The 13,518-nt window shown below is 44.0% G+C and carries 12 protein-coding genes and 1 other annotated feature; of the genes, 11 read left to right on the top strand and 1 reads right to left on the bottom strand.

Annotated elements, in window-relative coordinates; all coding sequences use genetic code 11:
- The first annotated feature begins 401 nt into the window (after nt 1–401).
- The 9 genes from DW981_RS10745 (at nt 402) to DW981_RS10705 (ending at nt 7,369) form a co-directional block, all read left to right on the top strand.
- Nucleotides 402–713 carry a hypothetical protein gene (locus DW981_RS10745; protein WP_182434233.1) on the top strand — a complete coding sequence of 104 codons (312 nt, stop codon included), beginning with the start codon at nt 402–404 and terminating at the stop codon, nt 711–713.
- Entirely contained in the window at nt 677–1,669 is a 993-nt protein-coding gene (locus DW981_RS10740) for an ASKHA domain-containing protein (protein ID WP_182434232.1), read from the top strand. The genes DW981_RS10745 and DW981_RS10740 overlap by 37 nt, the downstream gene beginning before the upstream one ends.
- A 193-nt stretch (nt 1,670–1,862) precedes the next feature.
- The gene (gene proC / locus DW981_RS10735; RefSeq protein ID WP_022024242.1) at nt 1,863–2,654 is read left to right on the top strand and encodes a pyrroline-5-carboxylate reductase; all 792 of its coding nucleotides are present in this window, start codon (nt 1,863–1,865) and stop codon (nt 2,652–2,654) included.
- 64 nt (nt 2,655–2,718) lie between these two features.
- Entirely contained in the window at nt 2,719–3,075 is a 357-nt protein-coding gene (locus DW981_RS10730) for a hypothetical protein (RefSeq protein ID WP_118507708.1), read from the top strand.
- Nucleotides 3,060–3,362 carry a M23 family metallopeptidase gene (locus tag DW981_RS10725; RefSeq protein ID WP_118507707.1) on the top strand — a complete coding sequence of 101 codons (303 nt, stop codon included), beginning with the start codon at nt 3,060–3,062 and terminating at the stop codon, nt 3,360–3,362. Before DW981_RS10730 ends, DW981_RS10725 begins: the two co-directional genes overlap by 16 nt.
- Before the next feature lie 127 nt (nt 3,363–3,489).
- Nucleotides 3,490–5,040, top strand: a complete 1,551-nt coding sequence (locus tag DW981_RS10720; protein ID WP_118507706.1) for an SAM-dependent methyltransferase — start codon at nt 3,490–3,492, stop codon at nt 5,038–5,040.
- A 25-nt stretch (nt 5,041–5,065) separates the two neighbouring features.
- Complete coding sequence (locus tag DW981_RS10715; protein WP_022024239.1) at nt 5,066–5,641, top strand: hypothetical protein; 576 nt, start codon at nt 5,066–5,068, stop codon at nt 5,639–5,641.
- A gap of 25 nt (nt 5,642–5,666) precedes the next feature.
- A complete protein-coding gene (locus DW981_RS10710; protein ID WP_118507705.1) occupies nt 5,667–6,794 on the top strand; it encodes an RluA family pseudouridine synthase in 1,128 nt (375 codons plus the stop codon).
- Between the two features lie 35 nt (nt 6,795–6,829).
- Complete coding sequence (locus DW981_RS10705; RefSeq protein ID WP_022024237.1) at nt 6,830–7,369, top strand: Holliday junction resolvase RecU; 540 nt, start codon at nt 6,830–6,832, stop codon at nt 7,367–7,369.
- Between the two features lie 3 nt (nt 7,370–7,372).
- Here the strand turns inward: DW981_RS10705 and nrdD are convergent, their stop codons facing one another.
- Entirely contained in the window at nt 7,373–9,535 is a 2,163-nt protein-coding gene (nrdD, locus tag DW981_RS10700; RefSeq protein ID WP_118507704.1) for an anaerobic ribonucleoside-triphosphate reductase, read from the bottom strand.
- Between the two features lie 347 nt (nt 9,536–9,882).
- Nucleotides 9,883–10,115: a binding site (T-box leader), on the top strand.
- Between the two features lie 129 nt (nt 10,116–10,244).
- On the opposite strand from nrdD, the gene DW981_RS10695 reads away from it, so the two are divergent.
- Both DW981_RS10695 and galT read left to right on the top strand, forming a co-directional pair.
- Nucleotides 10,245–11,924 carry a 2-isopropylmalate synthase gene (locus DW981_RS10695; RefSeq protein WP_118507703.1) on the top strand — a complete coding sequence of 560 codons (1,680 nt, stop codon included), beginning with the start codon at nt 10,245–10,247 and terminating at the stop codon, nt 11,922–11,924.
- A gap of 81 nt (nt 11,925–12,005) precedes the next feature.
- Complete coding sequence (gene galT / locus DW981_RS10690) at nt 12,006–13,505, top strand: UDP-glucose--hexose-1-phosphate uridylyltransferase (RefSeq protein WP_118507702.1); 1,500 nt, start codon at nt 12,006–12,008, stop codon at nt 13,503–13,505.
- Nucleotides 13,506–13,518 lie beyond the last annotated feature (13 nt).

Genomic DNA, 13,518 nt, shown 5'->3' with positions numbered 1-13,518 from the left:
ACGTAGCGCATCGTAGCGAAAGCGTCCCGTCCAAAAATGGATGATACCTTGCTAAACCGGGACATCTCAGACAATCCTTCAGGCATGTATTCATCAGAGACTTAACAAAATAAGAAATCACGTAAATACTCTGCGTTCTGCGGCAATTGTCTTAGTTTCTTGATGGCAGAATAAGTTACTTTATTAGCTGCAAAATAGCTATTGTTTTACTGACATAGTAAGCAATATGTGACTAGATGGCAACTTCGGATGTGCGAAGTTTGAAATATTACTTTTTCTCTCGGTAGAAAACAATAGAAAGAAGGTGACAGGAGATGGTGATCTTAAAGAATTCTACACGCGAAAGCGCTAAAATAGGACAAGCGATAGATACGCAGTTTCAAACGGGAGGAGATCCATGGATGGCAGTAGACATTGGAACGACAACGGTGGTGGTTGATCTATATACTTCTTATGGTGAGCTGGTAGCAACGTTAGCAGAAGACAATGCACAGGGAACCTATGGCAGTGATGTTATGATGCGGCTTATGCATGTCAAAGAGGGAAGAGGCGACCTTTTGGTACAGCGTATACGCGAGCAGATCTTCCAAATGGGCAGCAAACTGATCTGTAAATGGAAGTCACTTTTTGCGCAGACTGTACCGGTTCAAATGGCGGTGGTAGGAAACACGGTCATGTGTCATCTTCTTTTGCAAAAGACGTTACCGGTCTGATGGGAGCTCCATTTTCGGCAGCTTATGAAGGCTGCTATACGTTATTGGGGAAAGATGTTGGCTGGAAGGACTGGAATACGTTAGCCATTACAGTATTGCCTGGCATAGCGGCACATGTTGGCGCAGATGCTGCGGCAATGCTTGGGAATTTGCGGATGTGGGATGCGGATAAAATCCAATTAGCGGTTGATCTGGGAACGAACGCAGAGATTCTGTTAAATAACAGAGGAACACTGTATGCGTGTTCTACTGCCGCAGGTCCGGCATTTGAGGGAAGAGGGATTTCGCATGGCAGGAGAGCGAGAGCAGGGGTTATTAATGCGGTGAAACTGTTTCGTGGTGCGGGCAATATCGAGCTTACCTTGGTGCCTGCTCGAGAACAAAATGATCAGAAGCCGATAGGGATCTGTGGTTCCGGATTGGTAGATCTTCTTGCGGCTCTGCGTCGCCATCAAGTGATGACATCGGATGGTTGCCTGCTTTCTGGTGAAGAAGCGATGCAGATAAACAGTGCCAGACCATTTGCGGACTGTCTGACTACGGATGTTAAGGGAGAAAGACAATTTGTTCTGTATGACGATATTGTATTGACGCAGCAGGATATTCGTTCTGTGCAGTTAGCGAAAGCAGCGATACAGAGCGGCATGATGTTGTTATTAGAGCAGGCAGTGGTGTCAGTGGAGGACATACAGGAGCTGTACGTTGCTGGTGTCTTTGGAGGATTTGTCAATCCGGGCAGTGCAAAACAGATGGGACTCTTACCTTCTATTGATGATAAGAAAATCATTTTTGTTGGGAACGCAGCGGGAAAAGGAGCAGGCGAAGCGTTATGTGACCCGAAATTTATAGATATGCTGCAGGAGCATATCGCAGACATACATCATATTGAACTGGCAGAGCAGGCAAAATTTACACAGGTATATATGGATTCTATGGAAATTGCGCCATGGCGTTGATGCTGCGATTGCGCCATGGCATTGATATTGCGGCTGCACTGTGGCATAAATATAGCGATTGCGCCATGGCATTGATATTGCAGCTGCACTGTGGGATGCTTGCCTGTCATAGGGGATTTGTGCTACTATGTAGTGAGCCTTATAGAGGTTTTAGATGCACGAAAATGGCTTGGACAGAAAGAAGGAATGAGACATGAAATTAGCATTTATCGGAGCTGGAAATATGGCACAGGCGATGATCGGTGGTGTGCTGCGCAAAGGTTTATTGCCTAAGAATGAAATCATTGCAACGGCAGCGACACAAAAGACGATTGACACGGTAGCAGCACAGTATGGAGTGAATGTCACTTTAGATAACAAAGAGGCTGCAAAAGCAGATATTATCGTGCTTGCAGTGAAACCGGTTTATTATGCGGAGGTAATTGCAGAGATCAAAGATGTTGTGTCTTCGGAGCAGATTATTGTTACGATTGCAGCAGGCAAATCCGTTGCCTGGGTAGAAGAGGCATTTGGTGGATCTCATAAGATTGTTAGGACGATGCCAAATACACCGGCGTTAGTTGGTGAGGGAATTACGGCGGTATGTCCAAATGCAAATGTTGGAGAAGAGGATTTAAAACAGGTATGCGATATTTTGGAGAGCTTTGGAAAGGCAGAAGTGATCAGCGAAAAGATTATGGATGCTGTTATTGCGGTTAGTGGAAGTTCTCCTGCATATGTTTTCTTATTCATTGAAGCCATGGCAGATGCTGCTGTAGCGGAGGGAATGCCTCGTGCGCAGGCTTATCAGTTCGCTGCACAGTCTGTACTTGGCAGTGCTAAAATGGTATTAGAAACCGGAAAGCATCCGGGTGAGCTTAAGGATATGGTATGTTCACCGGCGGGAACAACCATTGATGCGGTACGTGTGTTAGAGGAAGGCGGGCTTCGTGGAATCGTCATGGACGCAATGCATGCTTGCGCTGAGAAGAACCGCAATATGTAAGGAATCATTTGAATAATCGTGTAGCCGGAAAGCATATGCGGACATAGAAAGCATATAATTTTCTATGAACAAAAATAAGATCCGTATACGAAAGATATGGCTTGTTTTTGCAGTGTATGTTCTATTGATCGGCTATATGGGGCTGTATATTGCGACTTGGCAAAGCAGGCAGAACAACTTGCTGAAGTATCAGACGTTAATGCAGCATAACCATATATCTTCGCATAGCAGAGCGTTGCTTCGTGATATGGAACGCTTTCCGGTGCGAAAGGATCGCCGAGGTAAAGTATCTTGGGAATTTGAGGATGGCTATGGAGCACCGAGAACGTTTGGTGGCAAAAGAAGTCACGAGGGTGTAGATATCATGCTTCCAAAGATCAGCCGGGGTGCTTACAGATTCAATCTGTGTGTGATGGTGTGATCGAACAAATTGGCTGGCTGAAATTGGGAGGATACCGTATAGGTATTCGTTCCAAACAGGGATATTATGTGTATTATGCACATTTACAGCAATATGCACCTGATCTGCGCAAAGGCAGCAAAGTAAAAGCGGGCGATTATTTGGGGTTAATGGGTAATACCGGGTATGGACCGGAAGGGACCAGTGGACAATTCGCGGTACATCTGCACTTTGGAATCTATATTGCAAAGGATGGCAGAGAGCAAAGTATGGATCCATATCCTATACTATGGTATTTGGCACAGTGAATATTTACAATGCTGTTATAAGAGATTGCAGTGTTGCTGGAAAGGAAAATCCAGCTTGTAATGCCTGATAGTCAGGTGTTGTCATGCGGGGATTACAGTATCGGTAGAAAGGAAGGATACGGTTACAATGACGTTACCAAAGAAATATCAACAAGCCATGCAGGACTTGCTTGGAGAGGAATATTCCGCATATATAGAAAGTATGCAGCAGAGATCACAGACTGCCATACGAATCAATACGGCTAAGATTTCTTTGGAACAATGGGCGGAAATCTGTCCATTTAAGACAAAGCCGGTACCGTGGACGGAGAAAGGCTTTTTGACAACCGATGAGCAATGTAATCCTGCCAAACATCCTTATTATTATGCGGGCTTGTATTATATTCAAGAACCCAGTGCGATGATACCGGCATCGATCCTGCCTGTGCATGAAGGAGATCGAATCTTAGATGTTTGTGCAGCACCGGGGGGCAAGGCGACAGAGCTGGTTGCAAAGCTGCGGGGAACCGGTCAATTGGTTGCAAATGATATTAGTGTTTCCAGGGCGATGGCACTTGCGAAGAATTTGCAGATTGCCGGTGCGGTCAATGCAGTCGTTACAGCGGAAAAGCCGGAACGATTGCAAGAGTCCTTTTTACAGTATTTTGATGGTATTTTGATTGATGCACCATGCTCCGGAGAGGGGATGTTTCGCAGAGATCCCCATATGGTACAGGATTGGGAAGAAAAAGGACCGCAATATTATGCTCCGATTCAACGGGATATTTTGAAGGCGGCTTATCAAATGCTTCGGGAAGGTGGATATTTGGTCTATTCCACATGTACTTTTTCGCCGGAAGAAGATGAAAAAAATATATTGTGGTTTTTGCGGCAATTTCCGGATATGCACGTTTGTGAAGTCCCACGTAAAGAGGGCTTTTGCAGCGGAATCACGGATGCTGCATTGACAGAAACGGAACGGCAGCAGTTATCCCGCTGTGTTCGAATTTTTCCGCATAAAGCAGTAGGAGAGGGACATTTCGCTGTTCTTTTGCAGAAAGGGGATCCGTCGGCTGCAGAGCAGACAGATTCTTTTGTAGAGCAGGAAAACACCCTTGCCGAGCGAGCACATGACCATAGCTTTCGTATGGCAGAGAAAAAGCATCAAAGTTTCGGAGCAGAACGAAAATCAAAATATGCCGGTACGAGACAACAACGTCTCTCTGGAAAAAAAGACTGCGGAATGAAGGATGGAGATAACAATCTTATGGCTAAGGCGGCTTGGTGGACAGGATGTCTTTCGGCTCCCGGGGCAGAGAGGTATCGTTTGGTTTCCGGCAAGAAACAGTTTACGTTAGAAATGGAAGGATCCGTATCGTGGAAAGGGCTTCGCTGTATTCAGACAGGATTGATCGTAGGTAGCGCCGAGAAACGATTTGAGCCGTCCATACAGCTTGCACTTTCTATTTGCGATAAGGACAAGCTTCCGTATGTGAATTTATCTTCCGAAGAACAGGATGTGATCCGTTACCTGAAAGGAGAGACACTGCAGGATGTGACTGTTTTGAATGAGGGGATGTTAAAGCAGACGGAAAATTATGTGTTAGTATGTGTAAATGGTTTTGCATTAGGCTGGGGAAAATATATGCAGAATGGAATGCTAAAAAACAAATATTACGCAGGATGGCGCATGCAGTAATTACAAGATATGATTGGAGGAACGGATGAAAGCGAAACGTGGAGATTTCGGTTATATAAACAATAGAAAGAAAAGAACCCTTACGATAGCAATTATTTATAGTGCTATTTCTATTGGAATTTATGTATTGGGATTGGTGCTGAATCATATGTCCAGACAGAATTTATTTACGGTGATCGCAGTGTTAGGGGTACTGCCGATCGTGAAACAGATTGTTGGTTTTGTTGTGGTATTTCCGTATCATTCTGTAACCGAGGAACAATACCAAAAGGTGCAAAAAGCTTTGCCGGAGAGGATGGAACTGATGACAGATCTGGTGATCACTTCTTCCGAAAAAATTATGCATTTAGATTTTTTGGCAGTAGGTAATGGACGAGTGATTGGCGTATTGGGCAATGGAAAACAGGAATTATCCTATGTTAGAGAGTATTTGTCCAAGGGCGTTGCTAACTGGGGAACGCAGTATAAAGTGCAGATCGTGGAGAAGCAGGCGATGTTTTTACAGGAGTTAGCAAGAATTGATTCCATTCCGGAATGTACGGAGGATCAGGAAGAAGAGTTGGAACATGTGAAATCTTACCTGCGATCTTTGATCGTATAACCGAGAGAAAGGGCAGAGAGCTATTATGCGAGAAGTAATAATTTCTGAACGCGAGGAAGGACAGCGTTTGGATCGCTATTTGGAAAAATATATGCCGGATGCTCCGAAAAGCTTTTTTTATAAGATGATGCGCAAGAAAAACATTGTGTTAAACGGGAAAAAAGTGTCTGGGTCGGAGCGGATTCAGACTGGCGATCAGATAAAATTGTTTCTTGCGGATGAAACAATTGAGGGTTTTCGGTCAGGGAAGAAAGCTCGAGAAGTTGATTTGGGCGCACAACACCTGTCACAGGCAAAGAGGCCGACTAATGGCGCACAACACCTGTCACAGGCAAAGAGGCCGACTAATGGTGCACGACAGATGCCACAGGCAAAGAGGCTGGAAAAGGGTGCACGTCAAGGAAAAATAGAGTTGCAGCAGGGGCACTATGACAGAAACTTGCCGCCGTTGCAAATTGTCTATGAGGATGCTCAGTTTTTGGTGGTTAATAAGCCGGTTGGAGTGCTGTCCCAAAAAGCGGACAGAAATGACAGGTCGATCGTTGAACAGATTACAGATTATTTGGCAGATAATGCTGCTGATGACACGTTTCGTCCGGGAATCTGCAATCGTTTGGACCGAAATACTTCCGGCCTGATCGTAGCAGGAAAGACGGTACGTGCGCTACAGGACATGAATAAGCGGTTCAAGGAACGTACAATCTGCAAATATTATTTATGTGTTGTTCATGGAAGTGTGTCAAAAAAGCAGTATTTGAAAGGCTACCTAGAGAAGGATAGTCGAACCAATAAAGTGACAGTAAGACAACAGCCCGGCCCTAACAGTGTACCGATTGCAACGGAGTACCTGCCGCTTCAACAGGGGATGTATCAAGGGGAATCTTTTACCCTGTTGCAGGTGCATCTGATCACAGGTAAATCTCATCAAATTCGTGCTCATTTGGCAAGCATTGGTCATCCATTGGTGGGGGACGTTAAATACAGTACGAAACGAGCGTCTGCCTTCGATCGAGAGCAGTTACATCAGCGAGTGCAATTGCTGCATGCTTGGCAGCTTATATTTACGGCACATGGAAAAGAATATGTTTGGAAAGCGGAACTCCCAGACAATTTTGCACAGGTATTGCGCAGACTAGGAATGGAGATTAAATGATCATATTGCACTATTCATAAGGAGTTGAGAGAATTATGCCATCTTGGAATTCAAGAGGACTTCGAGGCTCTATGTTAGAGGAAGCCCTTAATATGACAAATGAACAATATCGCAAAGAGCATTTGGCATTAGTACAAAAAATACCGACGCCCATTACGCCGATCAATATCGACAAAGAGCATCGGCATATCACCTTAGCATATTTTGAACAAAAAAGTACCGTAGATTATATCGGGAATGTGCAGGGGGTGCCAATTTGTTTTGATGCCAAAGAATGCGCCGGAGAGCGTTTTGCCCTGCAAAATATCCATGAGCATCAGATGGAGTATATGCAGGACTTTGAGCGGCAAGATGGCATTGCGTTTTTGATCGTCTATTTTAAGGAAGCCGGTGCCTATTATTATGTACCGTTTCGCGATGTAAAACGCTTTTGGGATCGTGCAGCAGAAGGGGGACGCAAAAGCTTTTTGCGTCACGAACTGGATCAGGATTACCAGATACGCACATCAAACCAAATATTCATTCATTATTTGGATGCTTTAAGCCGCGATCTGGAGTCCCGCCCGGAATCTTAAATATTATAAATGCAGCACGCGTTCTTTGATCTCCTGGGTACGTCCCTGATTCCAAAATTGCGTCCCAATATACCCACAGGTACGTCTTGCAACGTTCATTTTGTTCTGGTCGGTGTTGCCGCAATTTGGGCATTCCCAGATCAGCTTACCATGTTCGTCAGTGACGATCTGAATCTGACCGGTATAACCGCAGCATTGACAATAATCACTCTTGGTATTTAATTCTGCATACATAATATTATCATAAATATATTTCATAACATTTAATACGGCTTCGATATTATTTTCCATATTCGGTACTTCCACATAACTGATCGCACCACCAGGAGATAATTCTTGAAATTGCGCCTCAAATTTCAATTTATCAAAGGCATTGATCTTCTCAGTTACATGTACGTGATAACTGTTGGTGATATAGCCACGGTCGGTCACACCTTCGATAATGCCAAAGCGTTTTTGCAGACATTTGGCAAATTTGTAGGTGGTGGACTCTAGCGGAGTACCATATAAGCTAAAGTCGATGTTGGTTTCTTCGCGCCATTTTGCACAGGCATCGTTCATATGCTGCATGACTTGCAATGCAAATGGAGTGGATTCCGGATCAGTATGACTGTGTCCGGTCATATATCTGGTGCATTCGCATAATCCGGCGTATCCCAAAGAAATCGTAGAATATCCGTTATATAGCAGTTTATTGATCGTCTCACCTTTCTTCAGACGAGCGAGAGCACCGTACTGCCAAAGGATTGGAGCAACGTCGGAAGGCGTATCTAATAAACGCTTGTGGCGGCACATCAGTGCACGATAACACAAGTCCAGACGTTCATCAAAAATCTGCCAGAATTTATCCATATCCTTGCCGGAAGAGCAGGCAACATCCACTAAGTTGATCGTGACAACGCCCTGATTAAAGCGGCCGTAAAACTTTGGCTTATCGTTTTCGTCATGATAAACAGTCAGGAAGGAACGGCAGCCCATGCAAGGATAGCAGTTGCCATCTTTTAATTTACGCATGATCTTTTCAGAAATATAGTCAGGAACCATTCGTTTTGCCGTACATTTTGCTGCCAGTTTAGTTAGTTCCCAATATTTACTGTCTTCGGTAATATTATCTTCTTCCAATACATAGATCAGCTTTGGAAAAGCAGGAGTAATATATACACCTTTTTCATTCTTAACGCCCTGAATACGCTGGCGAAGGATCTCTTCCGTTACGAGTGCAAGATCATCACGCAGACGTCCTTCCGGAACTTCGTCCAAATACATAAATACCGTAACAAATGGTGCTTGTCCATTAGTTGTCATCAAGGTGATCACCTGATACTGGATCATCTGTACGCCACGCTTGATCTCGTCGCGCACACGCTGTTCCGCCACATCATTGATCTGTTCTTCGGAAGCAGCGATATTCGCTTTTTCGAACTCATCACGCACCTGCAGTCGGAATTTTTGTCTGCTGACATCCACAAATGGGGCGAGGTGTGCCAAAGAAATGCTCTGTCCACCGTACTGGGAACTGGCAATCTGTGCAATGCTCTGCGTTGCTATATTGCAGGCAGTTGAAAAACTCTTTGGTCGTTCGATCATGGTTTCACTGATCACAGTACCGTTTTGCAGCATATCCTCCAAATTGACAAGACAGCAGTTGTGCATATGCTGTGCAAAATAATCGGAATCGTGAAAATGTATAATTCCTTGTTCGTGTGCAGCTACGATATCCTCTGGGAGCAAAAAACGCTTAGTAATGTCTTTGCTGACTTCACCGGCCATGTAATCGCGTTGTACACTATTTACGGTAGGATTCTTATTGGAATTTTCCTGCTTTGCCTCTTCATTATTACATTCCAACAGGCTTAAGATCTGCTTATCGGTTGAGTTGGATTTGCGGATTAAGGCGCGAGTATAACGGTAAGTAATGTATTTGCGTGCCAACACAAATGCACGTTTGTTCATGATCTGATCCTCGACAAGATCCTGAATTTCTTCGACGCCGAGAGTTCGACCGATGTCAGAACACATCTTCTCTACATTAGTAGAAATCTCCTCGATCTGTTCTTCTGATAATTGATCAACAGCGGCAACCTCGCAGTTTGCTTTTTTGATCGCTGCTGATATTTTGGTGACATCAAAATCGGCTTCAATGCCACTTCTTTTCATGATTTTCATGAATGCAACCTCCTCCATTCAGACTTGCTTCCTAATCGAGGAAAGCACACAGACTGCGTGGATATGCATACTTTCTCGGATTTTTAGAAGTACTATATAATGTTCGAAAAATGTCATTGTGACACTATATATTGTGTTTTGTTCGACGGGATTTATACTAGCACATTTCTATTTACAACACAATCCCCATAATCCACATTATGCCAATACCAAAAATACGCTATGTTATCAAAAATGCAGTCTGGGAGTTTCTTTGAAATCTGCCCTTAAAAAAATTCCATACTTGGAAGATATAATGATAAAAATTGGGGGTTTTCAAATTAGAATGTATGTGGTATGATGTTTGATGAAATGCGAAGAAGAGAAGTAGTAACCATAGAATGGAATGCAGAAAGCTGTTGGTTGATGCGAAGCAGTGGAAGTGATATGGCGAACTCGTCTCGGAGCAGCCGGTTGAACTTTAGTAGATCAGGACGGATTCCCACCGTTAGAGGGGAAAGGTATTGACAAGTTGTTGATGTACCTGTGAGCGCATGATTTTCATGAATAAGAGTGGTAACGCGGATGATCCGTCTCTATATTATATAGAGACGTTTTTTACATTACGAAAGAATTTCACGTTGATCCTTATACAAACTCTGACAGAATGCACACAGATGCGCAACGCATTACAAGGACTCAAAGGGGAGTCTGGAAAGTGAGGTTATTTATGAAAGGATTTGAAAAGTATCAGAAGAGTTATTTTATGCCACCGGAGGATTGCTATGAATGGGTAAAGAAAGATGCAATTGATAAACCGCCGGTTTGGTGCAGTGTTGATTTACGTGATGGCAATCAGGCTTTGATCGAGCCAATGAGCCTGGACGAGAAAATAGAGTTTTTTAAGATGCTGGTTAAGATTGGATTTAAGGAGATCGAGGTCGGTTTTCCGGCAGCATCCGAGACAGAGTTTACTTTTTTGAGAGCACTGATCGATCAGCATCTCATTCCGGATGATGTAACGGTTCAGGTACTTACACAGGCAAGAGAACATATTATCCGCAAGACATTTGAAGCAGTGGATGGTGCACCAAATGCAATCGTTCATGTATATAATTCTACATCTGTAGCACAAAGAGAGCAGGTGTTCCGTAAATCCAAGGAAGAGATCAAGGAGATTGCAGTAAACGGAGCAAAACTGTTAAAAGAGCTTGCTGCAGAGGCACATGGTAACTTCCGCTTTGAATACAGCCCGGAGAGTTTCCATGGAACAGAAGTAGATTATGCAGTAGAAGTATGTAATGCCGTTTTGGATGTATGGCAGCCACAGGCAGATGCACCGGCGATCATTAATATCCCTGCCACTGTCGAGAATGCAATGCCGCATGTTTTTGCAAGCCAGATTGAATATGTCAGTAAACATCTGAAATACCGTGATAATGTTGTTCTTTCTCTGCATCCACACAATGACCGTGGTACCGGCGTGGCAACTGCGGAGCTTGGTGTATTGGCAGGAGCAGACCGTTTGGAAGGCACTTTATTTGGTAACGGTGAACGTACCGGTAATTTAGACTTAGTAACTGTTGCTATGAATCTGCATTCTCATGGTGTGGATTCCAAGTTAGATTTCCACAATATGCAGGAGATCGCAGATACGTATGAGCGTTTGACAGCAATGCAGGTATCCAAGCGTCAGCCATATGCAGGTGAGCTTGTATTTACCGCATTTTCCGGTTCTCATCAGGATGCTATCTCCAAAGGTATGGCATTTCGCGAGGAGCGTAACGAAAATCTTTGGACGGTTCCATATCTGCCGATCGATCCGAAAGATGTTGGAAGAACATATGATTCGGATGTTATCCGTATCAACAGCCAGTCCGGTAAGGGCGGTGTAGCGTATGTATTAAAACAGAATTACGGATTAGAGATTCCAGACCGTATGCGTGAGGAAGTCGGTTACCTGATGAAGGGTGTTTCCGATCATGCACATGCAGAGCTCAGTCCGGAAGATATGCTGCGCGTATTCGAAGAGACATACAGCCAGCCAAAGCGCAGTTTTGCTATTACAGAAGTACACTTCCAGCAGAAAGATGGTATTACAACGCAGGTTACTTTTGAGCAGGATGGCAAAAAAGAAGTTGTCGAGGCAAAGGGAAATGGACGTTTGAATGCAGTCAACAATGCGATCAAGGATTTCTTAGGTATCAGCTATGTATTGGATGTATATGAGGAGCACGCATTGTCGAAGACATCTTCTTCTAAGGCGATGGCTTATGTTGGAATTACGCAGGATGAGAAGCAGTTATATTGGGGCGTAAGCAGTGATGAAGATATTATTCGTGCTTCCATTGATGCGTTAGAGCATGCAGTAAATCACATGATCGAGATTAAGGGCGAAAAAGTACACTAAGCCTATCAAAGATTTCATATTATTTATTGGGAGGGGTCTTAGCGGGCCCCTCAACTACATATAGAAAGGTACGGTAATAGCATGGCAGATAACAGTGTGTTGATTGATGAGTTGGTTCGTTATGGGGAGAAAAATGGTTTGGTCGCAGCGGAAGATCGTGTGTATGTGATCAATCGTTTGTTGGAGATTTTGCAGTTGGATGAATATCAGACACCAGAGCAGGAGACGCCGGTACGACCGGTTCATGAGATTTTAGCGGACCTTATGGAAAATGCGTATTCCCGTGGTGTTATGACAGAGAACAGCGTTGTTTATCAGGATTTATTTGATACGAAACTGATGGGAGCACTTGTTCCGGCGCCAAGTACCGTGATCCGCAAGTTTCGCGAGTTGTATGAAGAATCACCCAAAGCGGCAACAAACTATTATTATAAATTAAGTTGTGATACCAATTATATCCGCCGTGATCGAATCAAGCGTGATGTAAAGTGGACCGCAGATACAGAGTATGGGACATTAGACATTACGATCAATTTATCTAAGCCGGAGAAAGATCCTAAGGCGATCGCCGCTGCCAAAAATGCACCACAGAGTGCTTATCCGAAATGTTTGCTGTGTAAAGAAAACGAGGGGTATGCAGGTAGAGTGAATCATCCGGCAAGACAGAATCACCGTGTTATTCCGGTAACCATTGATGGCGGTCAGTGGGGATTGCAGTATTCTCCTTACGTATATTACAATGAGCACTGTATCCTATTTAATAGTGATCATACACCGATGAAGATTGATGAATCTGCCTTTCGTAAACTGTTGGATTTTGTGCGTCAGTTCCCACATTATTTTGTAGGTTCAAATGCCGATCTGCCAATTGTAGGCGGCTCAATATTGGCACATGAGCATTTCCAGGGTGGTCATTATGAATTTGCGATGGAAAGAGCGGACATCAAGCAAACGTTGACGATTCCGGGCTTTGAGGATGTACAGGCTGGGATCGTAAATTGGCCAATGTCGGTTGTACGTATTCGTCATAAAGAGGCTGAGCGCCTGGTAAAGCTTGCTGCACATATTTTGACGGCATGGAGAGCATATACGGATGAAGATGCTTTTATCTATGCGCAGACGGATGGAGAACCACACAATACGATCACACCGATCGCGCGAATGCGGGACGGGGAGTTTGAACTGGATCTGGTACTTCGCAATAACATTACAACGCCGGAGTATCCGTTAGGTGTGTACCATCCACATCAGGAACTGCACCATATTAAGAAAGAAAATATCGGCTTGATCGAAGTTATGGGTCTGGCAGTCCTTCCGGCAAGATTAAAGGGAGAAATGCAGCGTTTGGGCGAATACATTATATCAGGAAAAGATATTCGAGCCGATGAGGAACTTGCAAAACATGCAGACTGGGTGGACGAGTTTTTACCAAAATACGATGCAATCACAGAAGATAATGTAGATGAAATTCTTCAGACGGAGATTGGTATTGTTTTTAAGAAAGTATTAGAACATGCCGGTGTTTATAAAAACACAGACGAAGGTATGAATGCATTCATGCGGTTTATCCTATCACTTTAGAATTAGAGTTTGC

It is taken from the genome of Clostridium sp. AM49-4BH (assembly GCF_003478335.1).
Classification (GTDB): domain Bacteria; phylum Bacillota; class Clostridia; order Lachnospirales; family Lachnospiraceae; genus Butyribacter.
This window is presented reverse-complemented; position numbering and strand designations above follow the sequence as displayed.

Bases quoted from the DNA above. Each gene is read 5' to 3' on its own strand.
- DW981_RS10745 (WP_182434233.1), top strand. From the start codon at position 402: ATGGCAGTAGACATTGGAACGACAACGGTGGTGGTTGATCTATATACT.
- proC (WP_022024242.1), top strand. From the start codon at position 1,863: ATGAAATTAGCATTTATCGGAGCTGGAAATATGGCACAGGCGATGATC.
- DW981_RS10730 (WP_118507708.1), top strand. From the start codon at position 2,719: ATGAACAAAAATAAGATCCGTATACGAAAGATATGGCTTGTTTTTGCA.
- DW981_RS10720 (WP_118507706.1), top strand. From the start codon at position 3,490: ATGACGTTACCAAAGAAATATCAACAAGCCATGCAGGACTTGCTTGGA.
- DW981_RS10715 (WP_022024239.1), top strand. From the start codon at position 5,066: ATGAAAGCGAAACGTGGAGATTTCGGTTATATAAACAATAGAAAGAAA.
- DW981_RS10710 (WP_118507705.1), top strand. From the start codon at position 5,667: ATGCGAGAAGTAATAATTTCTGAACGCGAGGAAGGACAGCGTTTGGAT.
- DW981_RS10705 (WP_022024237.1), top strand. From the start codon at position 6,830: ATGCCATCTTGGAATTCAAGAGGACTTCGAGGCTCTATGTTAGAGGAA.
- nrdD (WP_118507704.1), bottom strand. From the start codon at position 9,535: ATGAAAATCATGAAAAGAAGTGGCATTGAAGCCGATTTTGATGTCACC.
- DW981_RS10695 (WP_118507703.1), top strand. From the start codon at position 10,245: ATGAAAGGATTTGAAAAGTATCAGAAGAGTTATTTTATGCCACCGGAG.
- galT (WP_118507702.1), top strand. From the start codon at position 12,006: ATGGCAGATAACAGTGTGTTGATTGATGAGTTGGTTCGTTATGGGGAG.